Source organism: Mediterraneibacter glycyrrhizinilyticus (genome assembly GCF_015560805.1).
GTDB lineage: Bacteria > Bacillota > Clostridia > Lachnospirales > Lachnospiraceae > Schaedlerella > Schaedlerella glycyrrhizinilytica_A.
Genome location: NZ_JADMSO010000009.1, coordinates 43926 through 67614 on the forward strand (window position 1 = coordinate 43926; position 23689 = coordinate 67614).

Below are 23689 nucleotides of genomic sequence, written 5' to 3' on the forward strand. Positions count from 1 at the left end.
TCTTTCTTATTTTAAAAACCTTCGCACTTATCATACATGCCGGACACCACGCGGTCAAGTCCTGCAAGATCCTTTTTTACCGACACCGACTGAAAACCGGCTGCCTGCATCATGCCCGAAACCGCATCCCCCTGATCGGATCCGATCTCAAACATCAGCCATCCGCCGTCTTTTAAATAAGAAGCGCTTGCTTCTATGATCCTGCGGTAAAAAAATAAACCGTCTTCTTTTCCGTCCAATGCAAGATACGGATCATGATCCCGCACTTCCGGCTTCAGCGTTTCGATCACATCGCTGCGGATATACGGCGGATTCGAGACGATCAGATCAAACCGATATGTTTCGGATCTGACTTCTTCTGTCGTCCCAAGCGCTTCAAACAGATCTCCCTGTTTCCATATCGCATCGATCCCAAGCCGTTTTCCGTTCTCTTTGGCCACTTTCAACGCATCCCCCGAAATGTCTGTGCCCACGCCGGACACACTGTCCTCGCGCCGTTCCTGCTGTGCATGGAAAAGAAGACTCAGCAAAATGCACCCGGATCCGGTACACAGATCCAGAATTTCCATATTCTTTCCCCCGCGCTGTTTCAAAAAATCCAACGCGGTTTCCACCAGCACTTCCGTATCCTGACGTGGGATCAGCACATGCTCATTCACCTGAAATTCCAGTCCCATGAACTCCTGCACGCCGGTCAGATGCTGCAGCGGGATCCGTTTAGAGCGTTTCTTGATCAACGCAGCGTACTGCGCTTCCTTTTCCTCCGCCATCTTCCGGTCTGCATCCGCGAAATAAACCGCCCGCGACATCCCGGTCACGAACTCCAGCAGATACCAGGCATCCAGTTGTGCCTCTTCAATTCCGCTTTTCGCAAGGATTTCTGATCCCCATTCATATGCTTTTCTGACAGTCATCATACTTCATCCTCTTTTGGATCGGCTGCATCCGTATTTTCCTGTTGTTCCGCATGCTTCCTCTGTTCTGCATCTTCTCCGTACTGCGTGCCGAAAGTTTCATTTTCATACGCCCGCCAGTCAAACACGGCTTCCACCGCACGGATCGCCACTTCGATCATACTGTCATCCGGCTCTTTCGTCGTCATATTCTGGATCAGAAGTCCCGGTTTGCTCAGGAAATTTACAAGACAGTGATCACTGTTTCCTGCCAGACGGATGATCTCATAAGATACGCCTGCGATCAGCGGCAGCATCGCGATCCGAAGCAGCACGCGCAAAACCTGTGATTCTGCCGTAATGAAAAAGCTGAATATGATGCTGACGATCATCACAAAAAATAAAAAACTGGTTCCACAGCGTTTGTGCTGTCTGGAGCTTTTCCGTACATTTTCCACATTCAGTTCCAGCCCATGTTCGATACAGTTGATACATTTATGTTCCGCTCCATGATACATAAATGTCCGCTGGATATCTTTCATTCTGGATATGAGCGCAATATACGCCAGAAAGATCCCTACCCGGATCACACCCTCTACGATCGTAAGTACCCAGTGCGAAGCAACATAACTCCGCACGAGATTGCTCAGGAAATATGGCAGTACCATAAAAATCCCGATCGCAAGCACCACAGAAAAAGCGACGGTCAGATTCATCAAAATCCGCTCTTTTTTCTCCTCTTTTTCCGCTTCCTCTTCAGTCAGCTCTTTTGCATCGACCTCTTCATCCTCGAAAAAACTCGCCGAATACATCAATGTCTTCATCCCCAGCACAAGAGAATCCACGAAGCTGAAAATTCCGCGGATAAACGGAATTTTGGAAACCGCCTTCCACGGGACAATGCTTTTATATTCCTGTACGTCAACCTCGATCTCCTGATCGTGTTTGCGCACTGCAACGGCATAACGGTCTTTGTTCTTCATCATGATCCCCTCTAAGACCGCCTGTCCTCCTATATTTGATGATTTCATATAATCTCCTCAGATACAATAACAGGCTGAGATAATAATCTCAGCCTGCTGTATGTGTTTCTTATTTGATACCATACTTCTTGTTGAACTTGTCAACACGTCCGCGTGCCTGTGCAGCTTTCTGCTGTCCTGTGTAGAACGGATGGCACTTGGAACAGATTTCTACGTGAATGCTTTCGTTTGTAGAACCTGTAACAAATGTATTGCCGCAGTTGCAAGTTACTGTTGCCTGATGGTACTCTGGATGGATACCTTCTCTCATGATTTTCACCTCTCTATTTAAAAAATAATATTTTTCGCTAAACATCTTGCTTATTGTAGCATATCATTTTTAGATTTGCAAGTTCTTTTTATCATAAATTCTTATATAAATTTCTGCCGGTTTACCATCTTGACCAATTCCGCGTTGTCTTTTGTTCTGGAGAACATATTGAGAAGATTATCCACCGCATCGTCCGCTTTCATTCCGTTCATCGCACGGCGGATGATATAAACCGCATCCTGCTCCTCTTTGCTCAAAAGCAGATCTTCCCGTCTTGTCCCGGATTTCGGAATATCAATAGCCGGGAACACACGCTTCTCCTGCAGCTTCCGGTCCAGAACAAGTTCCATATTACCGGTTCCTTTAAACTCTTCATAGACAACATCGTCCATCTTGCTTCCTGTCTCCACAAGCGCTGTCGCAAGGATCGTCAGGCTTCCTCCCTCGCGCATATTACGCGCCGCACCAAAGAAACGCTTCGGCATATGAAGCGCCGCCGGATCAAGACCTCCGGAAAGTGTACGTCCGGACGGAGGCACAACCAGATTGTACGCCCGTGCCAGCCTCGTAATGCTGTCTAACAGAATCATTACATCTTTTCCATGCTCCACAAGACGCTTCGCGCGCTCGATCACCATCTCCGATACCCTCTTGTGGTGCTCCGGAAGCTCATCGAACGTAGAGTGGATCACTTCGACATTCTCTCCCTCGATCGCCTCCTTGATATCCGTCACTTCCTCCGGACGCTCATCGATCAAAAGGATCAGTAGATGCATATCCGGCTCGCTTTTCTGTACGGAAAGCGCTACTTCTTTTAAAAGGGTTGTCTTACCTGCTTTTGGCGGGGACACGATCATACCACGCTGTCCTTTTCCGATCGGAGAAAGCAGATCCATGATCCGCATCGCTGTCGTACTCTGTTCATTTTCCAGTGCGATACGCCGGTTCGGGAAAATCGGCGTCAAATCTTCAAAATTATGACGCTTCATCGCCTCTGCCGGGCGCAGTCCGTTGATCGTCGTTACATACAGCAGTGCGCTGAATTTTTCCGACTGTGTCTTCACCCTGATATTCCCGGTCAGGATATCTCCTGTCTTTAAATTAAATCTGCGGATCTGGGAGGGAGATACATAAATATCATTCTCTCCCGGCAGATAATTCTCACATCGGATAAATCCAAACCCATCCGGAAGAACCTCCAGGATCCCGTTCGCAACCTTTCCGCTGTCCAGCTGCTCAACGTCTGTCTCCTCTTTCTTCTCTTTAAACGATTCTTTTACTTCTTCTTTGGCTTCTGCCTGCGCCACTTCCTGCTTCTCTTTCTCATCCTGTGCCAGCATCGCATCGATCAGATCGCTCTTTTTCATTGTCGAAATACCGCGCATCTTTCTTGCCTTTGCCAGATCTTTGAGTGTTGCAAGCGGTAAAGATTCATATTTTTCTCTTGTCATATACTGCTTTTCCTTTCTTAAAAATGACTGTGGAATCTGTTTTGTATTTTAACGTTAATTCGGGAACTTGAGTCTGAATTGACACAAAAGAATTAAAATCTTTTTTCAGTATACACCAAAATCTCCGAAAAGAAAAGGCTTTTTTCTTTCTTGCGCATATAAGACAACAGTGATATGATATTTTCCATAAGTATAGGAAGACAATGAGGTACAAAACTATGACAAACAGTGAAAAAGCATTACAGATGCACGAAACATGGAACGGAAAGATCGAGACAACCGCAAAATCCCACGTCAATTCTCGTGAAGATCTTGCGATCGCCTATACACCGGGCGTTGCGGAACCATGCAAAGTCATCGCCAAAGATCCGGATGCCGCTTACAAATATACGATCAAAGCGAATACGATCGCTGTCGTTTCCGACGGAAGCGCTGTTCTTGGTCTCGGCAACATCGGAGCCAAAGCAGCAATGCCGGTGATGGAGGGGAAAGCAGTTCTTTTCAAAGAATTCGGCGGCGTCAATGCGGTTCCGATCTGCTTAGATACTCAGGATACCGAAGAGATCATCCGGACAGTCGTCAACATTGCCCCTGCATTCGGAGGGATCAATCTGGAGGACATCTCCGCTCCGCGCTGTTTTGAGATCGAGGAACGTTTAAAAGAGCTTCTTGATATCCCGGTTTTCCACGATGACCAGCATGGCACCGCGATCGTTGTGCTTGCCGGAATCATCAACGCGCTGAAAGTAACCGGAAAAGAAAAAGAAAACTGCCGGGTTGTGATCAACGGTGCAGGATCTGCCGGGGTTGCCATCACAAAATTGCTTTTGACCTATGGGTTCTCTCATGTGACCATGTGCGATATCAACGGAATCATCAGCCAGTCCTCTCCAAATCTGAACTGGATGCAGAAACAGATGGCGGAAGTCACCAATCTGGACGGAAAAACCGGAACTCTGGCAGACGCTTTAAAAGGCGCGGATATCTTCGTCGGCGTCTCTGCTCCGAACATTGTGACACAGGACATGGTCGCTTCTATGAATAAGGATGCGATCCTCTTTGCAATGGCAAATCCGGTTCCGGAGATCATGCCGGATCTGGCAAAAGCTGCCGGTGCAAAAGTTGTCGGTACCGGTCGTTCGGATTTTCCGAATCAGGTCAACAACGTCGTTGCATTTCCGGGCATCTTCAAAGGGGCTCTTGAGGGACGCGCCGCACAGATCACAGAAGAGATGAAGCTTGCCACTGCGAAAGCGATCGCAGGGCTTGTGGCGGATGAGGATCTCTGTGAAGACAATATCCTCCCGGAAGCATTTGACCCGCGTGTTGCGGACGCAGTCAGCCGTGCTGTAAAAGAACTGATCTGAAAAGGCAGCTTGCAGCCACAGTCTACAACGAACTTTTTAAGGAGATTGATCTTGGTCGAAAACAGGCATAACATACAGACACGCTGGGGTGAAAAACGTTATCATTCCATGGACTATGACTTAAAGAAGCGATACGGTGAAAAAGTGTACCGTATCGCACTGGACGGCGGTATGACCTGTCCCAACCGGGACGGAACGATCGGAAGCGGCGGATGTATTTTCTGCAGCGCCAATGGATCCGGTGACTTTGCCGGTTCCGCAAGCTGCTCTGTTTCCGAACAGCTTGCACATGGGAAACAACTTCTGAAAAGCAAACGCCCGGTGCACGCATATATCGCTTATTTTCAGGCTTTCACCAATACCTACGCTCCTGTGGAATATCTGGAAAAGATCTATATGCAGGCAGTTTCAGACCCGGACGTACGGATTTTGTCCATCGCGACCCGACCGGACTGTCTGGATGAGGATATTCTTGCTTTACTGGAGCGGATCAACCGGATCAAACCGATCTGGGTTGAGCTTGGACTGCAGACCATCCATGCCGATACTGCCGCTTATATCCGCAGAGGTTATGAACTTCCTGTTTTTGAACGGGCAGTAAACGACCTCCGCGCTCGCGGGATCGAAGTGATCGTCCACACGATCCTTTGTCTTCCCGGGGAGACAAAACAGCTGATGTTTGAAACACTGGATTATCTCAATCATATGGATATCCAAGGCATCAAACTGCAGCTTCTGCATATACTGAAAGGAACAGATCTTGCGATCGATTACGAAAGACAACCTTTCTGGAGTCCCTCCATGGAAGAATATATCGAACTGCTCGGCTCTTGTATCATCCGTCTCCGCCCGGATCTTTCGATCCACCGCCTGACAGGCGACGGTCCGAAAGATCTTCTGATCGCACCGCTTTGGACATCCCGGAAACGCGAGGTACTGAACACACTGCACAGATATTTAAAAGAACAGGATCTCTGGCAGGGAAAGGAATATCATGAATGAGACATTTACCTTATACAAACTGATTATACTGTACATGTTAGATAAAGTGGATTTTCCTATGACCACATCTCAGATCTCCGAATTTATACTGGATCAGGGATATACCAACTATTTTACACTGCAGCAGGCTCTTGCCGATATGGTGGATTCCGATCTGCTCCGCGTGGAAAACACCCACAACCGGACCCTTTATCATCTCACCAAAAACGGCGCCGAGACGATCCGGTTTTTCAACAAAAAGATCTCTCCTGAGATCCAGGAAGATATCGACAAGTTTCTGAATGAGAAATGTTACGAATTAAAAGAAGAAGTTTCGGTGAAAGCGGACTATTACCTGAACACGAATCATGAATTTGAAGTCCGCTGTCAGATCGTAGAAAATGGTTTCAGCCTCATCGATCTGAAACTGACTGTTCCGACCGAGACAGAAGCTGAAACCATTGCCAATAACTGGGCTAGAGAAAATCAGGAAATCTACACCTCAATTCTCACGAAGCTTTTGTAACCATTCCTTGATCTGTTTTTCTTTTCCTAGATCGCCGGGTTCATAGAACCTGGCGTCTTTTATTTCTTCCGGAAGATACTGCTGGCGGGCGTAATGGTTCGGGTAATCATGCGCATACTGATAGCCGATCCCATGTCCCAATTTTGCAGATCCTTTATAATGCGCATCCTGCAGATGAGACGGCACTGTCGTCTTTGTATTCCTTACACTTTCATTCGCCGCAAAGATCGCGTTGACTGCCGAATTACTCTTCGGCGCTCCCGCAACATAAAGCACTGCCTGGGACAAGATGATCTGGGATTCCGGCATCCCGATCCGCTCCACCGCCTGCGCCGCCGATACCGCCACGACAAGCGCCATCGGGTCCGCGTTTCCGACATCTTCCGCCGCACAGATCATGATCCTGCGGGCGATAAATTTCACATCTTCCCCGGCATACAGCATTTTAGCAAGATAATACACTGCCGCATCCGGATCCGATCCGCGCATACTCTTGATAAATGCGGAGATCGTATCATAATGATTATCTCCGGTTTTATCGTAGCGGACAACCCGTTTCTGGATACATTCCGACGCCACATCGAGCGTCAGATGAATGATCCCGTCCTCACTCCGCTCGGTTGTAAGGATTCCAAGTTCCACCGCATTCAATGCGCTTCTTGCATCGCCTCCGGAGAGATCTGCGAGAAACTCCAGCGCATCTTCACTAATCTCGGCGCGTAATGTTCCCATTCCTTTCTCTTTATCGTATACTGCGCGTTTCAGCAGTTCTTTAATATCTTCTTTCTCCAGCGCTTTCAATTCAAATACACTGGAACGGGATAGAAGTGCTCCGTTCACCTCAAAATATGGATTCTCCGTCGTCGCGCCGATCAGCGTGATCGTTCCGTCCTCCACATACGGAAGCAGGTAGTCCTGTTGCCCTTTATTGAACCGGTGGATCTCGTCAATAAAGAGAATCGTCTTTTTCTGATACATTCCCAGACGGTCTTTCGCCTCTTTGACGACCTCCTCCATATCTTTTTTCCCTGCGACCGTCGCATTGATCTGTTTAAATTCCGAACTCGTCGTATTGGCGATCACTTTAGCCAATGTCGTTTTTCCGGTTCCCGGCGGTCCGTAAAATATGATCGATCCCAGTTTGTCCGCTTTGATCGCCCGGTACAACAATTTATCTTTTCCGATGATATGCTTCTGCCCTACCACCTCGTCCAGCGTTGTCGGACGCATCCGCGAGGCAAGCGGCGATTCTTTTTCTTTCTGCGTCTCCCGCATATAATCAAATAAATCCATGTTTCATCCCTCCGTACTTAGTCAGGACACCCCGGCAAGCTCCCGGATCACTTCTCCCGCGATCAGAAGTCCTGCCACCGGCGGTGTAAATGAAATACTCCCCGGCAGCGCTCTGCGCATGCCTTTGTCCTCCCCTGTCTCTCTGCCCGATGTATCAACCGGCGTTTCTTTGGAATACAGCACTTTTAGATGCCGGATCCCTCTTGCTTTCAGTTCCCTCCGCATCACCTTGCAGAGCGGGCAGACACTTGTCTTTGAAAGATCCGTGATCTCAAACAGTTCGGGATGCAGTTTATTCCCGGTCCCCATGCTGCTGATCAGCGGTATTCCATGCTTCTTCGTCAGTTCCGCGATCGCGATCTTCGCCGTTACCGTATCGATCGCATCGATCACATAATCCGGTCTCTTTAAGATCAGCTCTTCCAGATTATCCGGAAGCACAAACATTTCATAAGTCTCCACTTCGATCTCCGGACAGATGTCTGCGATCCTCTCACGCATCACTTCCGTTTTGTAACGCCCCACCGTACTGTGGTATGCGATGGACTGCCGGTTGATATTGGTCAGTGAAACCGTATCATTGTCGATCAGGATCAATTTTCCCACCCCGCTTCTCGCAAGCGCCTCAATGCAGTGGGATCCGACGCCGCCTACCCCAAACACCATCACCGATGCCTGTTTCAGTTTTTCCAGCCCCTCCGCTCCAAGTAAAAGTTCTGTTCTTGAAAATTCGTGCATGTTCATTTACTCCTCTCCACGTTCTGCTATTCTTTCATCCTGTGATCGATTCCCGATATCTCTGCTGCCGTTTATCCTGTGATCAATTCGTCTGCCGTGACGAACCGATAACCCTCCGCCTGAAGAAGATCGATGATCCGCAATGCCGCTTTTACAGAACTGTCATAACAATCGTGCAACAGAATCATATCATTTTCTTCCACTTCCGTCACTACTTTATTGACAATTTCATCCACATTCTCCGTTGCCCAGTCCAGCGGATCCACCGTCCACATCACCGGGATCACCTGCACCCTCGCTTCCAGTTCTTTCTGCCAGGAGCCAAAAGGCGGACGCATAAATTCCACCCGTGCTCCGGTGATCCCCTCGATCAGTTCGTTCGTCCTGCTTATCTCTTTATATGCACTCTCGTCATCCAGCTTTGTGATCTCCACATGACTGTATGTATGATTCCCGATCAAATGTCCCTCCTCGTACATCCGCTTTACGATATCGGCATTGTCCCCCTGCTCTATATTTTTACCGATAAGAAAAAATGTGGCATGAACGCCCCGTTCTTTCAGACCGTCCAACAAGACCGGCGTATATGCCGTACTTGGTCCGTCGTCAAATGTCAGCGCGATGCACGGCGCCTCCGCGGTCTCTCCGCCCTCTGCCTTTTTCCTTTCTGTCTTTTGAACTTCTGCTTTTTCCGTCACATCCAGACTTTCCGCCGCGCACGCCGCCCCGCCTTTCTCTGCCCCCTCTGCTTTCGGAACCGCAATGCCCGTCAAAAGCAAAATATATACAAGCCCCAGCGCCTGCATCCGCCGCTTCGCAGACACACGGTTTGTTCCACTCTTGTTTGTTCCACTCTTGTTTCCTCCGTTCTTTTCCACAATATTTTCCCCGCATCGTTCCAATTCTTTTCTAATATATGCATTGTACTTCTGATTTATTGATGCTATAATAAATAATTGTGTTTCTGCGGCGTAAGCGTATTTTCCCGCTGCAGATCGATGATAGCGTCGGTGTACAAGGGGGAGGTTGAGGCGTGTTTCCCCTTGTACACCGACGCTAAGATCCATAATAAAACAAGGAGGTTATACAATGAACGACACTACAAAAGAAAATAAAATGGGCGTCATGCCGATTCCAAAACTACTCATCACCATGTCGCTTCCCATGGTCATTTCCATGCTGGTCCAGGCACTCTATAATATCATAGACAGTGTCTTTGTAGCCCAGATCAACGAAGAAGCCCTGACAGCCGTTTCTCTTGCATTTCCGGTGCAGAATCTGATGATCGCCATCGCTACCGGAACCGGCGTCGGAATCAATGCGCTGTTATCGAGAAATCTCGGTGAAAAGCGGTTCAAGGAAGCCAATCTGGCTGCGAGAAACGGAATCTTTCTCGGCGTACTGAGCTGCATTGTCATCGCGCTTCTCGGTCTGTTCGGCTCCCATGCTTTTTTTGTCCTGCAGACTGACAATACAAAGATCGTCACATACGGAACGCAGTATTTACAGATCGTTACCATCGCCTCTGTCGGTATTTTCCTTGAGATCACGCTGGAACGCCTGCTTCAGGCAACCGGGAAGACATTCTATACAATGATCACGCAGGGAACCGGAGCGATCATCAATATCATCCTGGATCCGATCATGATCTTTGGTCTGTTCGGCTTTCCGAAAATGGAAGTCGCCGGAGCTGCGCTTGCAACTGTCACCGGGCAGATCGTTTCCATGATCCTTGCTTTTTATTTCAACATCAAACGGAATACGGAACTGGATCTGAACATGCGCGGTTTCCGTCCGAACCGTTCGATCATCGCCGTGATCTACGAAGTCGGAGTTCCCTCGATCATCATGCAGTCCATCGGTTCCGTCATGGTATTTGGCATGAACAAGATCCTTTTGATGTTCTCCTCCACTGCTACCGCAGTGTTCGGCGTTTACTTCAAACTGCAGAGTTTCGTATTTATGCCGGTGTTTGGTCTGAACAACGGAATGATCCCGATCATCGCCTACAACTATGGCGCGCGCAACAAAAAGCGGATTCTCTCCACGATCCGTCTGAGTACAGGGATCGCCATCGCCATCATGATGGTCGGACTTGCCGGATTTCAGCTTTTCCCGGCACAGTTGTTAAAATTGTTCGACGCTTCCCCGCATATGCTGGAAATCGGAGTGCCTGCCCTCCGCATCATCAGCCTCTGCTTTATTTTTGCGGGATACGGCATTGTCATGAGTTCCGTATTTCAGGCGCTCGGAAACGCAGTATACAGTCTGATCATGTCCGTAGCCCGTCAGCTCGTCGTGATCCTTCCGGTTGCGTATCTGCTCGCAAAACTATTCGGGCTCACTTTTGTATGGGCTTCCATACCGATCGCAGAGATCGTATCCGTGATACTTTGCATCTTTTTATTCCGTCGCATTTACCGGCTCAAATTAAAGCCTTTGGAAGATTCTCCCACGGAAACTTCCCGGTAAGCCGACGGGCTCATATGCGTCCGGCTTTTAAATGCTTTGGAAAAATACAGATTATTTTCAAATCCAACCGAATAAGCGATCGCCGCGATCGAAAGGCTCGTCTCCCGCAAAAGGTGACGGGCCTTTTGAATCCGGAAATCGGTCAGATATTCTTTCGGCGACTGCTTCAGGCATACTTGAAATGACCGGAACAGGTAACTTCTGCTGATCCCGACATACGAAGCCACATCTTCGATCGTGATCGGATATGAATAATTTAACTGGATATAATCCTGCGCCTTTCTGACATACGTCATCTGCACATCCCGGATTGGTTCTTTTTTGACCGCATAATGCAGAAACACCGACAAAAGCGTATAAAGCGCTCCGGTCATCGCCGCTGCCGATTCATAATCACTCCCCTTGACTTCATAGATCTTCTGGAGTTGTCTTCGGATTTCCAGGTCCGGAAGCGTTCCTCTCCGGATCAAAGGTCTCTCCGGCGAAAAATCTGTCGCCCCGATCAAAATCCCCGCATCTGCCCCCTCAAATCCAACCCAGGTATATTCCCATGGTTTCTCCTGATCCGCATAATATTTCACCTCTGTATCCGGATACAGGATAAACGTATCTCCCGCTTCCAGCTGATATCGGTTTCCATGCACCTCATAATAACCGGTTCCCGCGATCACATGGTGGATGCAATAGTGATTCCGCACTCCCGGTCCCCATTGATATCCCGGTTCACACTTCTGATATCCGGTATTATATACGGACAGAGCGTTGGAAAGACTCTCTCCCGTTTTATATGAATATTTATAAGTTCCCTCCATTCTTTCGTCACCTTCCCCCTGATTTTTGTAAAAATCTTACTTCTGTTCTTTCTCGATTATATCGCATCCTCGATTTCAAATGCAACATAATTACATATATTGGCACGGATTTTTTATATACATGCCCTGCAGATTTATACTATAATAATTTTATCTATATGAACTGAACAAGGAGGATTCAGAATATGAAAGAAAAATTACTTGAAAAATTCAAAGAACTGTTCGGAAATGCCGACGGCGTATCCCTCTATTTTTCTCCCGGACGTGTCAATCTGATCGGAGAACACACCGATTACAACGGCGGACATGTATTCCCATGCGCCCTGACTCTCGGTACTTACGGTGCCGCAAGAAAACGGAATGACCGGCTCGTTCATTTTTATTCCATGAACCTGGATCATCTCGGCGTGATCGAGGCGTCTCTTGACGAACTGGTGAACAAAAAAGAATATAATTGGGCGAACTATCCGTTCGGCGTCGTATGGGCGTTTGCCGAAAAAGGTTATACATTGGACTGCGGATTCGATATGGTGATCTGGGGCAACATCCCGAACGGATCGGGACTGTCATCTTCCGCATCACTGGAAGTTTTAACAGGTGTGATCTTAAAAGATCTCTACGGTATCGACGCGCTTTCCATGACAGACCTGGCATTGATCGGACAGTATTCCGAGAACAACTTCAACGGATGCAACTGTGGGATCATGGATCAGTTCGCCGTTGCCATGGGAAAAAAAGACCACGCGATCTTTTTGGACACGAGCACTCTGAATTACGAATATGCGCCGGTTGTTCTCGAAGATGCCAAGATCGTGATCACGAACAGTAAAGTAAAACACAGTCTTGTAGATTCCGCTTACAACCAGCGCCGTCAGGAATGCACCGATGCGCTGTCAGAACTGCAGAGCGTCGTAGAGATCAAGACACTCGGTGATCTGGATGAAGAGACTTTTGAAAAACACAAAGATGCGATCAAAGATCCGATCCGTCAGAAACGCGCCAGACATGCGGTCAAAGAAAATCAGCGCACGATCCAGGCGGTTGCTGCTCTTCGTGCCGGAGACATCACCCGCTTTGGTCAGCTGATGAACCAGTCTCATATTTCACTGCGCGACGATTACGAAGTTTCCTGTGAAGAGATCGATATCCTTGTAGATCTTGCCTGGGCGCTCCCGGGCGTGATCGGTTCCCGTATCACAGGCGGCGGCTTCGGCGGATGTACCGTCAGCATCGTTAAAAACGATGCGGTTGACACATTCACAGAATCGATCGGTCAGGCTTATAAAGAGAAAGTCGGACACGAGGCGGAATTTTACATCGTAGATATCGGCGACGGTGCAAAACGTCTGTAAAGAAAGCCGGCAAGAACCGCATCCGTGTTTACCGAAAGGACATCCATCCGGTGAACACGGACGCTGAAGATGGAGGATCAAACATTGAAATTATATGAAAACATCAAAAAATTAGTGCAATACGGAATCGACACCGGACTGACGCCGGAATGTGAACGAATCTATACGACCAACCTGCTTTTGGATCTGATGCGGGAAAACTCCTATGAAGACGTCGCCTGCGACCTTTCCGACATTGTATTGGAAGACGTTCTGCACGATCTGCTTGATGAAGCATGCGCGCGCGGGATCATTGAAGATGACATTACTTCCCGCGATCTGTTTGATACGAAACTGATGAACGCGCTTCTCCCCCGCCCTGCGCAGGTGCAGCAGACATTCCGGGAGCAATATGAGATCTCCCCGGAGGCAGCCACCGCATACTACTATAAATTCAGTCAGGACAGCGACTATATCCGCCGCTATCGAATCAAAAAAGATCAGAAATGGACCGTGGACACCGCATACGGAACTCTGGATATCACGATCAATTTATCCAAACCGGAAAAAGATCCGAAAGCGATCGCAGCCGCAAGAAACTCCGCTGCTTCCAGCTATCCGAAATGCCAGCTCTGTATGGAGAACGAGGGATATGCCGGAAGAGCCGATCATCCTGCGAGAGAGAACCACCGGATCATCCCGATCACGATCAACGATTCCGATTGGGGCTTCCAGTATTCTCCTTATGTATACTACAATGAACATTGTATCGTATTTAACGGCGAACACACGCCGATGAAGATCGAACGGAATACGTTTGTCAAACTGTTTGATTTTATCAGATTATTCCCTCACTATTTTCTGGGATCCAATGCCGACCTGCCGATCGTCGGAGGCTCCATTTTAAGCCACGATCATTTTCAGGGCGGACATTATACATTTGCCATGGCGAAAGCGCCTGTCATCAGATCCTTTACCGTGAAAGGCTACGAGGACGTCACCGCCGGCATTGTCAAATGGCCGTTATCCGTGATCCGCCTGCAGTGTGCGGATGAATCACGCATCATCGATCTGGCAGATCATATCCTCCGGACATGGCGGGGATACACCGACCCGGATGCATTTATTTTTGCCGAGACCGACGGACAGCCGCACAACACGATCACACCGATTGCCCGGAAACGCGGGGATCTCTATGAGCTGGATCTGACGCTGCGCAATAATATCACAACGGAAGAACATCCACTTGGTGTCTATCATCCGCATGCAGCGCTGCACCACATCAAAAAGGAAAATATCGGTTTGATCGAAGTCATGGGACTTGCCGTACTTCCGGCACGTCTGAAAGGCGAACTGGAGCTTTTAAAAGAATATATTTTAGAGGGAAAAGATATCCGCTCCAATGATTCCATCGAAAAGCATGCCGACTGGGTAGACGAATTCTTACCAAACTATCCGGAGATCAACGCTTTGAATGTCGAGGAAATTCTTCAGCAGGAAGTCGGAAAAGTCTTCTGTCAGGTATTGGAAGACGCCGGAGTATACAAATGTACACCGGAGGGAATAGAAGCATTTGAACGATTTACAAATACGCTTTAATCCGGCATGCGCAGAGCCCGTATCCAAAAGACGATCGTTTCTTTTGGACACGGGCTCTGATATTTTATAGAAAAGAAGAGGACATCATGCATTTTTTATATGCGTAATATCCTCTTTTTTCTAGCTCTGTTTGCTTTTACAACTATTTATTTCCGATCAGATCTGGTTTCCTGCATCGTAACCCTCTCTGATATTGCGGTATCCGTTCTTTGTCTTCAATGCATCTCCGACAACAACGACTTTGCATCCGCAGTCTGCAAGTTCTTCTTCCAACGGATTGTAACTGCGTACGCCCATTGCGTTGACTACCATATCTACATCAGAGAATACGACAGTCTCGCCTTTTTTCTCTGCATAAACAGCGCCCTCTTCCACTTTCATCAGCTTCGTACCTCTGTGGATCTCAACATTGTATTTTTTCAAATGCTGAAGCAGGCAGGCTCTTACCTGAGATACCGCGTCTCCGATAATATCCGGCGCCATCTCGATCATCGTTACATTGCATCCCTGCACTGCAAGGAATACCGATGTATCCGCTCCTGTCATTCCTCCGCCGACTACAACGACATTTTTTCCATAAGAAGTACGTCCTCTCAGTACGTCGATCGCAGACTTCACAAACTTCGTATTGTCCAGTCCCGGAATCGGCAGCACAAGCGGAACGCTTCCCGTTGCAAGAATCACTGCATCCGGCTTTTCCGCTTCCACGATTTCTTTTGTAAGCGGTGTGTTCAGACGGATTTCTGCATTATATTCTTCCAACAATCTTCTGTGATTGTAGATCCATGCATTATAATCTGTCTTTCCGGGCGGCATTGCCGCTGCGATCCACTGACCGCCGATCTCGCTATCTGCCTCAAATACAGTTACATGATGTCCTCTCTCAGCCGCACCATATGCTGCGGAAAGTCCACTCACACCGGAACCTGCAACAAAGACTTTCTTTGGATGTTCCACTTTCGACAGATCATACACCGTCTCTTTACATGTATGCGGATTGGCCAGACAGTTGACCGGATTTCCGGCTGCCGTCTCCCCGGTACATCCCTGATCACATCCGATACACTGGATGATATCGTCTGCTCTTCCCTCTTTTGCTTTCTTCGGGAGATCCGGATCCGCAAGTGACGCGCGCGCCATTGCGATATAGTCCGCTTTTCCGTCGCGCAGCATAGTCTCTGCCATATGGATATCGATATAACGTCCTACCGCGATCACCGGGATCTGTACGGATGCCTTTACCGTTGCAACGTCTTCTGCATATTTCATTGCAGAAATAAAGCTCGGCGGAATGATCGTTTCTTTGGATGCAAACATTCCCTGTGAACAATGCAGAGCGTCCACGCCGGCTTCTTCCAGTACTTTTGCCATCACGATAGATTCCGGAACTTCCAGTCCGCCCTCCACATGATCACAGATATTCATACGGAAGATGATCGGATAATCCTCTCCTACTACGCGGCGGACTTCCTCTACGATCTCCAGCGCAAAACGCATTCTGTTCATCAACGTTCCGCCATATGCATCGGTTCTCTTATTGGAGAACGGAGACAGGAACTGATTCACAAGATAACCATGCGCGCCATGGATCTCCACACAGTCAAACCCACATTCTTTCACCCTGCGCGCACACTGTCCGAACGCTTTGACAAGATCGTGGATCTCTTCCACAGTCAACGCCCGCGGAATGTAATTCATTGCCGGCTCTTTGATCGCAGACGGTGCAACCGGATGGCTCTCGTAAGCATCCAGTTTACGCTCCCGTCCGGCATGATAAATCTGTGCGCCGATCTTTCCGCCGACCGCATGTACGCGGCTGACGCACTCTTTCCAGGACGGGATCTGCGCGTCATTCCAGAGCGAACCCACGATCGGATCGCTTCCCGCATCTTCTGTCACTCCCAGATCTTCGGTAAATACCAGTCCCCAGCCGCCCTCGGCTTTCGCTTCCAGATAACGGATCACCTGCTCATTCGGTGTTCCGTCATCATTTCCGAGATGGGAAGACATTGCGCTTACGACCAGACGATTCGGAAGTTCCATATTTCTGATTTTTCCGGTTTCAAATACTTTATTAAATTTCATAAATCAATCTCCTATTCTATATCACCTTATTATGCCAGCCCAAACGCGATGTTGATCAGTACATACAGAAGACCCATACCAAGCGTCATTACAACGGTCTCCATAAAGATAATAGGAAGATATACATCTTTGAATTTTACTCCTGCCAGGTTGCACTCTGTCTGAAGGAATCCTGCATGCGGCAGAGAGTCCAGACCCAAACTTCCGTAAATAACGGTACGGTGGAATACTGCTGCATTTGTCAGCGGCAGGATCTGTGTCAATACCGGCGCTGCCAGTACGATACCTGCGGAAGATGCTCCCGCAACGCCTGCGATCAATGTTACGGAGATCAGCGCAACAAACAGCGGATGTCCGTTGATGCCGAGGATCTTTTCAACAGCAACTTCGTATCCCGGTGTCGCTGTGATGATCGTACCAAAACCAACGATTGCAGATGTGTTGATGACAGTTGCTGTTGTTGTATTGATGGAATCCACAAAATGTTTTTTGATCGGCTCCCATTTGTGCGGCAGATATTTGAACAGAAGAATGATCGATGCTGCAACACCTAAGATCAATGCAAATTCTACCTGAAGTTTCAGCGCGTTCAGCGCAATGATCGGAACGATCATCGGGATCACTGCAAGGATCCAGTGCGGAAGATCTTTTGGATCCACCTCGTCGTCCAGAGATACCTGCTCGTTTTCAGCCGGAACATATCCGATTCCTTTTTTCTTCATACGCTTCTCATAATATGTGATCCAAAGCATACCTACCACTGCATATACTGCGGTACAGAAGATCGCAAGCAATCCGCCTGAGCTTACTTCTGTTCCGAAATAATCTGTACACAGCACGTTGTTTGCAACTGCAACATACGGAAGACTCAGCCCGATGTTGATACCAAGTGAATATCCCGCGATGATAAAGCAGCGGGAAAGATTGGCACGACGGCACATTTTGATCGCCAGCGGCAGTACGATAAACAGTGTGATGTATACGGAAATTCCGGATGCGATAAAAAGTGCGGATACGATACAGATTCCAAGAGAAATCCGTTTCTCACCTACTACCCGGAGTACCATTCTCGCAAGCGAGTCTGCGGCGCCGGTAATATCCATAATTTTTCCGAATACTGCTCCGATAAGGAACATCAGGAACCATTTCTGTACGAAACTTACAAATCCTCCCATGTAGGTTGTAAGCAGTCCGTCGTAGATGTCCATTCTAAAGTAGATTAAAAGAATTAAGGAACATGCCACACCGCCGATCGGTGTCGGAACCCCCTTATAACAAAGAACGCCGATCAATAAGATCGCGATCACAAGAATTATGATATCCATAATTACCTCCTGATTGTGTATTGTTAAAATTTATCTGAATACAAACCATTTCAACAGCTCAAGTAGTGCTGCCGGAAAATATCCCCATAAAATCCGGCGTCTTGTTGAGTGTGCCCGCAAATCATTTTAAAACTGATAAAACTTGAGTTGCGAAGCAGCTGTTTCAAATCATGGAAACCACGAAACTATATGTTTACTCTCATTCTTAATTTTTATTCTGATCTTTCTCCTGTATCCATACGGATCCGCTACTACCGATCCGCTTTGATACTGTCCAGAAATGTCTGGAGGATCATGTCGATCATCTCATGCATATTGACTTTTCCTCCGGAAAGCGCCCACTCAAACACGATCCCTTTGATGATCATGCAGCAGGTCTCTGCGTAAAATATCGCTGTATGCTCACTTTTGATCAGATGCTCTTCTTCCGCTTCCTGAAGACAACAGCGGACGAACTCATACATCAGCTGCGGATTATCCTCATGATAAATCCGCGTGTTCAGCGCCGAATTTTTCGGCGTATAATAATTGGCAATGAAATCAATGCCGTTATCCTCTACATAAGATGTATAGCAATAATAATATTCTACGATCTTTTTATCAAACGGAAGCCCCTCCACCTGAAAATGATGTTCCTGACGATACTTGATAAACCGCTCTCTTAAGTAGTAGCTAAGCAGATCTTCTTTTGTCTTAAAGTGATAAAAGAATGTTCCGTTTGATATATGAGCTACCTTGCAGATATTGCTGATTGAAAGATATTCGTATCCTTTTTTCTTGATAATATCAACGGCAGCTTTGTAGATCTTTTCCTTTGTATTCTGTGTCTGCACGCTTCTCGGCGTACTCAGTTCTTCCAACATATGTAATCACATCAACTCATTTCTAAAAAAATCTGAAATCCAAACATGATCTGTAGGAATACTGTTCCGTGTTCATCATGTTCGAATCTCTGTTTCAATCTGTTATAGAGTGCACTATAAAACACTCATTATTCTGTATATCATTATTTTACAAAAAAGTAAAGCATTTTCGCATAAAAACTGCATATTTTCCCAGCAATTCCCGACGCCCGAAAAAACTTGCAGAAATATGTCGAAAATCATTGACAACTAATTAACAAAATGTTATGTTGCTTGTATAGAGTGTGCTCTATGCATATTTAAAATATCCCCTAAATATTTTAAAAATCATATTTTACACAACAAGGAGAACGGTTATGAATTATGCAGACAGATTTACTGGAAAAGTAGCAGTCGTAACAGGTGGAGCAAAAGGTATCGGTAAGGCAATTGCCGAGAGATTCGTAGCGGAAGGCGGAAAGATCGTGATCGGTGATATCTGCACCGAGCGTTTCCCGGAACTGATCGAAGAACTCGGCAGCGACAACGCGGTGTGCATGCGCTGTGATGTCAGTGTCAAAGAAGATGTTGACGCACTGGTTGAGAAAGCTTATGAAGCATTCAACGGATTTGACATCATCTTCAACAATGCGGGAATCAACATTTTCAAAGATTTCTTAAACTGCACGATCGAAGACAGCGACAAGATCTTCAACACCAACTTCCATGGTGTATTCTTCGGATCTCAGGCTGCCGCAAAAGCATTCATCGCGCATGACACAAAAGGTGTGATCGTAAACACCTCTTCCATCAACTTCCGCTGCGTAACACCGAACACAACCTGCTACGCTGCAAGTAAAGGTGCGATTTCCATGTTCACAAGAGGTATCGCAGTGGAACTTTCCAAATATGGCATCCGTGCAAACTGCTTTGCGCCGGGAACAACAAATACCGATATGGTCGGTGAATCCGCAAGAGAACGTTTCCCGCATTACACAGCAAAACGTCTCGTGATCCCGCGTATGGCAAAACCGGAAGAACAGGCTGCTGTCGCGCTCTTCCTCGCATCCGACGACGCGTCCTACATGAGTGGCGAGACCGTATTCAACGTAGGCGGATGGGGTATCTTCTAAACAATTTTTATTTCATGAAAAGTAAAATACATATTTTCTTAATAGAGAAAGGAAATGAATGTTATGAAATGCACAAGAGAAGAGTGGAAAAAATTAAGTGACCGCGTAATGTATAGTCTCAGACCGACCCAGTATCCTGTCGCTATGAAATTCGCTCATACACAGGAAGAGCTGGATGCGATCCCGAATATGAATTACTGCCAGAATAAGGCTTCCGTATGTAAGCTGATCAGTATGGCTGCATATTTTCAGGAGACTTTCGGTCTTACAAGAGACCATTTCTCAGGACCGTACTGTGCGATCAACAACGGTTGTATGGATGTAGACCAGGATTATCTGGACGGAAGCATTTTATACCGCAAACCGACGCCATGGCACCATGATCAGGAAGATGCTAAAAAGCATATCGCCGAAAACCGTAAACTTCTTCCGGAAGTTCCTTACATCGGCATCGCATGTTCCTCTCTGTCCGCATGTGACATTGAAGAGCCGGATGTGATCTCTCTTCAGCTTCCGACACAGGCTGCATTCCATCTGCTTGCCGGATATGTGGAAAATGATTATGAAAAACTGTACTTCCCATTCAGCGGAGAATCCAACTGCGCAGACACATGGATGTACACAATGAAGACAGGAAAACCGGGCGTATCTCTCGGATGCCGCGGCGACCGTGCAACCGGAGCCCTGCAGTTCGGAGAAGTCCGCGTTACGATGACAGCAGAAGCTTTGATCAAAGCATTGGACGGTGTGGACACTGTAGAAAAGAACGGAATCGGATATCCTTATAATCCGGTATGTCTGTATAAGAACCAGTTCTGACAGATTGCTTTCTTAAGATTTTAAATAGAATCCCGGCTGGCGGTGGAGCTGCCAGCCGGGATTCTATTCGTTTCAAAGTCTTACACTTTTTACCACAGCACTTATCTGCTGCCAAATCCCGATCAACAGATGGAGATCACCTGATAATCTTTCTCTTCCACTGTTTTTTTCAGCACTTCATCTTCCACTTCTTTTGCCAGTGTCACAACTGCGGTTCCTTTCTCATGGCTGACTTCCGCCGCTTCTACGCCGTCCAGAGCTTCCAACGCTTTCTTCACTGCCGCCTCACAGTGCCCGCACATCATACCCTCGATCTTCATTGTCTTTGTCATGGTTGTTTCCTCCTCTTTTTCTTTTACATTTTCTTTTACTTTTTCTTCCACTTTTTGTTTTGCTTTCTGATACTTTCTTTTCTTATCCTTTACGGTATCATACATGCGAAACCAATTCAGCCGCAACGCGTTTGTCACAACACAAAAACTGGACAGGCTCATCGCTGCTGCGCCGAACATCGGATTTAATTTCCACCCCAGAAGCGGATACCAAACTCCGGCTGCAAGTGGGATCCCGATCAGATTGTAGAAAAATGCCCAGAACAGATTTTCATGAATGTTCCGAAGCGTCGCCCGGCTTAGCCGGATCACCGCAGGCACATCGCTCAGCCGGCTCTTCATCAATACGACATCAGCCGCATCGATCGCAATATCGGTTCCGGCTCCGATCGCAATTCCCATGTCTGCGCTTGTCAATGCCGGCGCATCGTTGATCCCGTCTCCGACCATCGCGACTTTTCCTTTTTGTTTCAAATTCTCCACAACTTTTTGCTTTCCGTCCGGAAGCACTCCGGCGATCACGTCGTCCACTCCCGCCTGTGCACCGATCGCATTCGCAGTACGTTCGTTGTCGCCCGTCAGCATCACAACACGGATGCCCATATTCTGCAGTTCCCGGATCGCCCGGGGACTGTCTTCTTTGATCACATCGGCTACCGCAATGATCCCGAGCAATGCCTGCTCCCCTCCGGAAGCCTGCAGACTGAAAAACAGCGGTGTTTTGCCATCTGACGCCAGACGTTCCGCCTGCCGTTTCCTTTCCTCTGAGACCTCTGCTTCCTGACGGATAAACGCCAGGTTTCCGCCCCGAAGTTTCTTTCCGTCAACAACCGCCGTAAGCCCGTTTCCCGGAACTGCCTGAAAACTTTCCGCTTCTCTGCCCGGCAAATGTCTTTCCTCCGCCTCCCGGATCACCGCCGCAGCCAGCGGATGTTCACTCTTCCGTTCCAGCGCATAAGCATAAGACAACAACATTTCTTCTGTAGTGCCCTCGACCGGAAGCAGATCCGTTACTTTCGGTTCTCCGCTCGTGATCGTTCCTGTTTTATCCAGCGCTACAATCTCTACTTTTCCGGTTTCTTCCAATGATACCGCTGTTTTAAACATAATCCCGTTCTTGGCGCCCATTCCGTTTCCGACCATGATCGCAACCGGTGTTGCCAGTCCCAATGCACACGGACAACTGATCACCAGCACCGAGATTCCCCGTGCCAGTGCAAAACCGACCGACGCCCCCGCAAGCAGCCAGACTGCGATCGTCATTGCCGCGATCCCTATGACGATCGGAACAAATACTCCCGACACACGGTCCGCCACTTTCGCGATCGGCGCTTTGGTTGCCGCCGCATCACTGACCATCTGAATGATCTGGGATAAGGTCGTATCTTCCCCGACCCGCAAGGCTTCGCATTTTAAAAATCCGGATTGATTTAACGTTGCAGCCGACACATGATCCCCGGCTTCTTTGTCCACCGGGATGCTCTCTCCTGTCAGAGCCGCTTCATTGACCGCACTGCTTCCGTCCACAACGATCCCATCCACCGGAATATTTTCACCGGGACGCACGACAAACAGATCTCCCTTTTTTACCTGCTCGATCGACACTTCCTGTTCTTCTCCGTTTTTTAAGATCACAGCCTTTTTCGGCGCCAGTCTCATCAGACTTTTCAATGCGTCCGTCGTCTTTCCTTTGGATCTTGCCTCCAGCATCTTTCCGACTGTGATAAGCGTCAGGATCATCGCCGCAGACTCAAAATAAAACTCATGCATAAAAGCCATGACTCCATCCATATCCATCCGCATCTGTGCATCTGTCATCGCAAACAGTGCATAGACGCTGTATCCGAACGATGCTCCTGCTCCCAGCGCGACAAGTGTATCCATATTCGGCGCCCGATGCCACAAACTCTGGAAACCGCTGATAAAGAATTTCTGATTGATGATCATCACGCCCCCGGTGAGCAGAAGCTGGATCATCCCCATCGCCACATGGTTTTCTTTCAAAACTTCCGGCACCGGCCACCCCCACATCATATTTCCCATAGAAAGATACATAAGCGGAACCAAAAAGCATACGGATGCGATCAATCTCCTCTTCAAAACCGGAGTTTCCCGGTCTTTCAACATCTCTTCTCCTGCCATACTCCCGCTTTTTCCGCCTTGATTTTCCCCTGATGCAGTTTCTCTTACCTCCGCACCATATCCCGCCTGCTCCACTGCGGCGATGATATCTGCGTCCTTAACATCTCCCTCCACTCCCATGGAATTTGTCAAAAGGCTTACCGAGCAGGACTCCACACCTGCCACATGGGAGACTGCCTTTTCCACCCGGGCGCTGCATGCCGCGCAGCTCATCCCGGTCACTGTATATTGTTTCATTCGCTCCCTCCTTTTTCC

Annotated in this window: 20 protein-coding genes; 8 read left to right on the plus strand and 12 right to left on the minus strand. The window is 47.9% G+C overall.

What is annotated here, in order from left to right:
* Positions 1 to 11 precede the first annotated feature (11 nt).
* From prmC to rho, 4 genes are all read right to left on the minus strand, one after another.
* Entirely contained in the window at positions 12 to 914 is a 903-nt protein-coding gene (prmC, locus tag I2H87_RS10005; protein WP_195609887.1) for a peptide chain release factor N(5)-glutamine methyltransferase, read from the minus strand.
* Positions 914 to 1924 carry a DUF1385 domain-containing protein gene (locus tag I2H87_RS10010; protein ID WP_117550341.1) on the minus strand — a complete coding sequence of 337 codons (1011 nt, stop codon included), beginning with the start codon at positions 1922 to 1924 and terminating at the stop codon, positions 914 to 916. The genes prmC and I2H87_RS10010 overlap by 1 nt, the downstream gene beginning before the upstream one ends.
* 61 nt (positions 1925 to 1985) lie before the next feature.
* The gene (gene rpmE, locus I2H87_RS10015) at positions 1986 to 2186 is read right to left on the minus strand and encodes a 50S ribosomal protein L31 (protein ID WP_004840445.1); all 201 of its coding nucleotides are present in this window, start codon (positions 2184 to 2186) and stop codon (positions 1986 to 1988) included.
* Between the two features lie 101 nt (positions 2187 to 2287).
* On the minus strand, positions 2288 to 3637 hold the full coding sequence (rho, locus tag I2H87_RS10020) for a transcription termination factor Rho (protein WP_009266450.1): 1350 nt from the start codon (positions 3635 to 3637) through the stop codon (positions 2288 to 2290).
* A 218-nt stretch (positions 3638 to 3855) separates the two neighbouring features.
* On the opposite strand from rho, the gene I2H87_RS10025 reads away from it, so the two are divergent.
* From I2H87_RS10025 to I2H87_RS10035, 3 genes are all read left to right on the plus strand, one after another.
* Positions 3856 to 5004: an NAD(P)-dependent malic enzyme gene (locus I2H87_RS10025; RefSeq protein WP_195609857.1), complete on the plus strand. Its 1149-nt coding sequence runs from the start codon at positions 3856 to 3858 to the stop codon at positions 5002 to 5004.
* Between the two features lie 108 nt (positions 5005 to 5112).
* Complete coding sequence (locus I2H87_RS10030) at positions 5113 to 6006, plus strand: TIGR01212 family radical SAM protein (protein ID WP_195609890.1); 894 nt, start codon at positions 5113 to 5115, stop codon at positions 6004 to 6006.
* Positions 5999 to 6511: a DUF4364 family protein gene (locus tag I2H87_RS10035; protein ID WP_009266453.1), complete on the plus strand. Its 513-nt coding sequence runs from the start codon at positions 5999 to 6001 to the stop codon at positions 6509 to 6511. The genes I2H87_RS10030 and I2H87_RS10035 overlap by 8 nt, the downstream gene beginning before the upstream one ends.
* Here the strand turns inward: I2H87_RS10035 and I2H87_RS10040 are convergent.
* From I2H87_RS10040 to I2H87_RS10050, 3 genes are all read right to left on the minus strand, one after another.
* The gene (locus I2H87_RS10040; RefSeq protein WP_195609858.1) at positions 6488 to 7804 is read right to left on the minus strand and encodes a replication-associated recombination protein A; all 1317 of its coding nucleotides are present in this window, start codon (positions 7802 to 7804) and stop codon (positions 6488 to 6490) included. The genes I2H87_RS10035 and I2H87_RS10040 overlap by 24 nt on opposite strands.
* A gap of 21 nt (positions 7805 to 7825) precedes the next feature.
* Positions 7826 to 8542, minus strand: coding sequence for a tRNA threonylcarbamoyladenosine dehydratase (locus tag I2H87_RS10045; protein WP_195609859.1), 717 nt, complete (start codon positions 8540 to 8542; stop codon positions 7826 to 7828).
* Positions 8543 to 8613: 71 nt separating this feature from the next.
* The gene (locus tag I2H87_RS10050) at positions 8614 to 9420 is read right to left on the minus strand and encodes a polysaccharide deacetylase family protein (RefSeq protein WP_195609860.1); all 807 of its coding nucleotides are present in this window, start codon (positions 9418 to 9420) and stop codon (positions 8614 to 8616) included.
* A 211-nt stretch (positions 9421 to 9631) separates the two neighbouring features.
* Between I2H87_RS10050 and I2H87_RS10055 the strand changes: the two genes are divergently transcribed.
* Positions 9632 to 11014: an MATE family efflux transporter gene (locus tag I2H87_RS10055; protein ID WP_009266457.1), complete on the plus strand. Its 1383-nt coding sequence runs from the start codon at positions 9632 to 9634 to the stop codon at positions 11012 to 11014.
* Here I2H87_RS10055 and I2H87_RS10060 read toward each other — a convergent pair.
* Positions 10960 to 11826, minus strand: coding sequence for an AraC family transcriptional regulator (locus I2H87_RS10060; RefSeq protein WP_195609861.1), 867 nt, complete (start codon positions 11824 to 11826; stop codon positions 10960 to 10962). The genes I2H87_RS10055 and I2H87_RS10060 overlap by 55 nt on opposite strands.
* Positions 11827 to 12011: 185 nt before the next feature.
* Here I2H87_RS10060 and I2H87_RS10065 point away from each other — a divergent pair, with 185 nt between their 5' ends.
* Positions 12012 to 13178: a galactokinase gene (locus I2H87_RS10065; protein ID WP_195609862.1), complete on the plus strand. Its 1167-nt coding sequence runs from the start codon at positions 12012 to 12014 to the stop codon at positions 13176 to 13178.
* Between the two features lie 69 nt (positions 13179 to 13247).
* Positions 13248 to 14756, plus strand: a complete 1509-nt coding sequence (gene galT, locus I2H87_RS10070; protein ID WP_195609863.1) for a UDP-glucose--hexose-1-phosphate uridylyltransferase — start codon at positions 13248 to 13250, stop codon at positions 14754 to 14756.
* 156 nt (positions 14757 to 14912) lie between these two features.
* Here the strand turns inward: galT and I2H87_RS10075 are convergent, their stop codons facing one another.
* The 3 genes from I2H87_RS10075 to I2H87_RS10085 form a co-directional block, all read right to left on the minus strand.
* On the minus strand, positions 14913 to 16841 hold the full coding sequence (locus tag I2H87_RS10075; protein ID WP_195609864.1) for an FAD-dependent oxidoreductase: 1929 nt from the start codon (positions 16839 to 16841) through the stop codon (positions 14913 to 14915).
* 29 nt (positions 16842 to 16870) lie between these two features.
* The gene (locus I2H87_RS10080; protein ID WP_009266462.1) at positions 16871 to 18166 is read right to left on the minus strand and encodes a GntP family permease; all 1296 of its coding nucleotides are present in this window, start codon (positions 18164 to 18166) and stop codon (positions 16871 to 16873) included.
* A gap of 251 nt (positions 18167 to 18417) precedes the next feature.
* Positions 18418 to 19029, minus strand: a complete 612-nt coding sequence (locus I2H87_RS10085) for a TetR/AcrR family transcriptional regulator (protein WP_009266463.1) — start codon at positions 19027 to 19029, stop codon at positions 18418 to 18420.
* Positions 19030 to 19385: 356 nt separating this feature from the next.
* Between I2H87_RS10085 and I2H87_RS10090 the strand changes: the two genes are divergently transcribed.
* Entirely contained in the window at positions 19386 to 20141 is a 756-nt protein-coding gene (locus I2H87_RS10090; protein WP_009266464.1) for an SDR family NAD(P)-dependent oxidoreductase, read from the plus strand.
* 63 nt (positions 20142 to 20204) lie between these two features.
* The gene (locus I2H87_RS10095) at positions 20205 to 20960 is read left to right on the plus strand and encodes a DUF169 domain-containing protein (RefSeq protein WP_009266465.1); all 756 of its coding nucleotides are present in this window, start codon (positions 20205 to 20207) and stop codon (positions 20958 to 20960) included.
* Positions 20961 to 21082: 122 nt separating this feature from the next.
* Here the strand turns inward: I2H87_RS10095 and I2H87_RS10100 are convergent, their stop codons facing one another.
* Positions 21083 to 23671, minus strand: coding sequence for a heavy metal translocating P-type ATPase (locus I2H87_RS10100; protein ID WP_195609866.1), 2589 nt, complete (start codon positions 23669 to 23671; stop codon positions 21083 to 21085).
* Positions 23672 to 23689: the final 18 nt, after the last annotated feature.

What these genes read in the sequence shown, in the direction of transcription:
- prmC (WP_195609887.1), bottom strand. Translation starts at nt 914, where the DNA reads ATGACTGTCAGAAAAGCATATGAATGGGGATCAGAAATCCTTGCGAAA.
- I2H87_RS10010 (WP_117550341.1), bottom strand. Translation starts at nt 1,924, where the DNA reads ATGAAATCATCAAATATAGGAGGACAGGCGGTCTTAGAGGGGATCATG.
- rpmE (WP_004840445.1), bottom strand. Translation starts at nt 2,186, where the DNA reads ATGAGAGAAGGTATCCATCCAGAGTACCATCAGGCAACAGTAACTTGC.
- rho (WP_009266450.1), bottom strand. Translation starts at nt 3,637, where the DNA reads ATGACAAGAGAAAAATATGAATCTTTACCGCTTGCAACACTCAAAGAT.
- I2H87_RS10025 (WP_195609857.1), top strand. Translation starts at nt 3,856, where the DNA reads ATGACAAACAGTGAAAAAGCATTACAGATGCACGAAACATGGAACGGA.
- I2H87_RS10030 (WP_195609890.1), top strand. Translation starts at nt 5,113, where the DNA reads ATGGACTATGACTTAAAGAAGCGATACGGTGAAAAAGTGTACCGTATC.
- I2H87_RS10035 (WP_009266453.1), top strand. Translation starts at nt 5,999, where the DNA reads ATGAATGAGACATTTACCTTATACAAACTGATTATACTGTACATGTTA.
- I2H87_RS10040 (WP_195609858.1), bottom strand. Translation starts at nt 7,804, where the DNA reads ATGGATTTATTTGATTATATGCGGGAGACGCAGAAAGAAAAAGAATCG.
- I2H87_RS10045 (WP_195609859.1), bottom strand. Translation starts at nt 8,542, where the DNA reads ATGCACGAATTTTCAAGAACAGAACTTTTACTTGGAGCGGAGGGGCTG.
- I2H87_RS10055 (WP_009266457.1), top strand. Translation starts at nt 9,632, where the DNA reads ATGAACGACACTACAAAAGAAAATAAAATGGGCGTCATGCCGATTCCA.
- I2H87_RS10060 (WP_195609861.1), bottom strand. Translation starts at nt 11,826, where the DNA reads ATGGAGGGAACTTATAAATATTCATATAAAACGGGAGAGAGTCTTTCC.
- I2H87_RS10065 (WP_195609862.1), top strand. Translation starts at nt 12,012, where the DNA reads ATGAAAGAAAAATTACTTGAAAAATTCAAAGAACTGTTCGGAAATGCC.
- galT (WP_195609863.1), top strand. Translation starts at nt 13,248, where the DNA reads ATGGAGGATCAAACATTGAAATTATATGAAAACATCAAAAAATTAGTG.
- I2H87_RS10075 (WP_195609864.1), bottom strand. Translation starts at nt 16,841, where the DNA reads ATGAAATTTAATAAAGTATTTGAAACCGGAAAAATCAGAAATATGGAA.
- I2H87_RS10080 (WP_009266462.1), bottom strand. Translation starts at nt 18,166, where the DNA reads ATGGATATCATAATTCTTGTGATCGCGATCTTATTGATCGGCGTTCTT.
- I2H87_RS10085 (WP_009266463.1), bottom strand. Translation starts at nt 19,029, where the DNA reads ATGTTGGAAGAACTGAGTACGCCGAGAAGCGTGCAGACACAGAATACA.
- I2H87_RS10090 (WP_009266464.1), top strand. Translation starts at nt 19,386, where the DNA reads ATGAATTATGCAGACAGATTTACTGGAAAAGTAGCAGTCGTAACAGGT.
- I2H87_RS10095 (WP_009266465.1), top strand. Translation starts at nt 20,205, where the DNA reads ATGAAATGCACAAGAGAAGAGTGGAAAAAATTAAGTGACCGCGTAATG.
- I2H87_RS10100 (WP_195609866.1), bottom strand. Translation starts at nt 23,671, where the DNA reads ATGAAACAATATACAGTGACCGGGATGAGCTGCGCGGCATGCAGCGCC.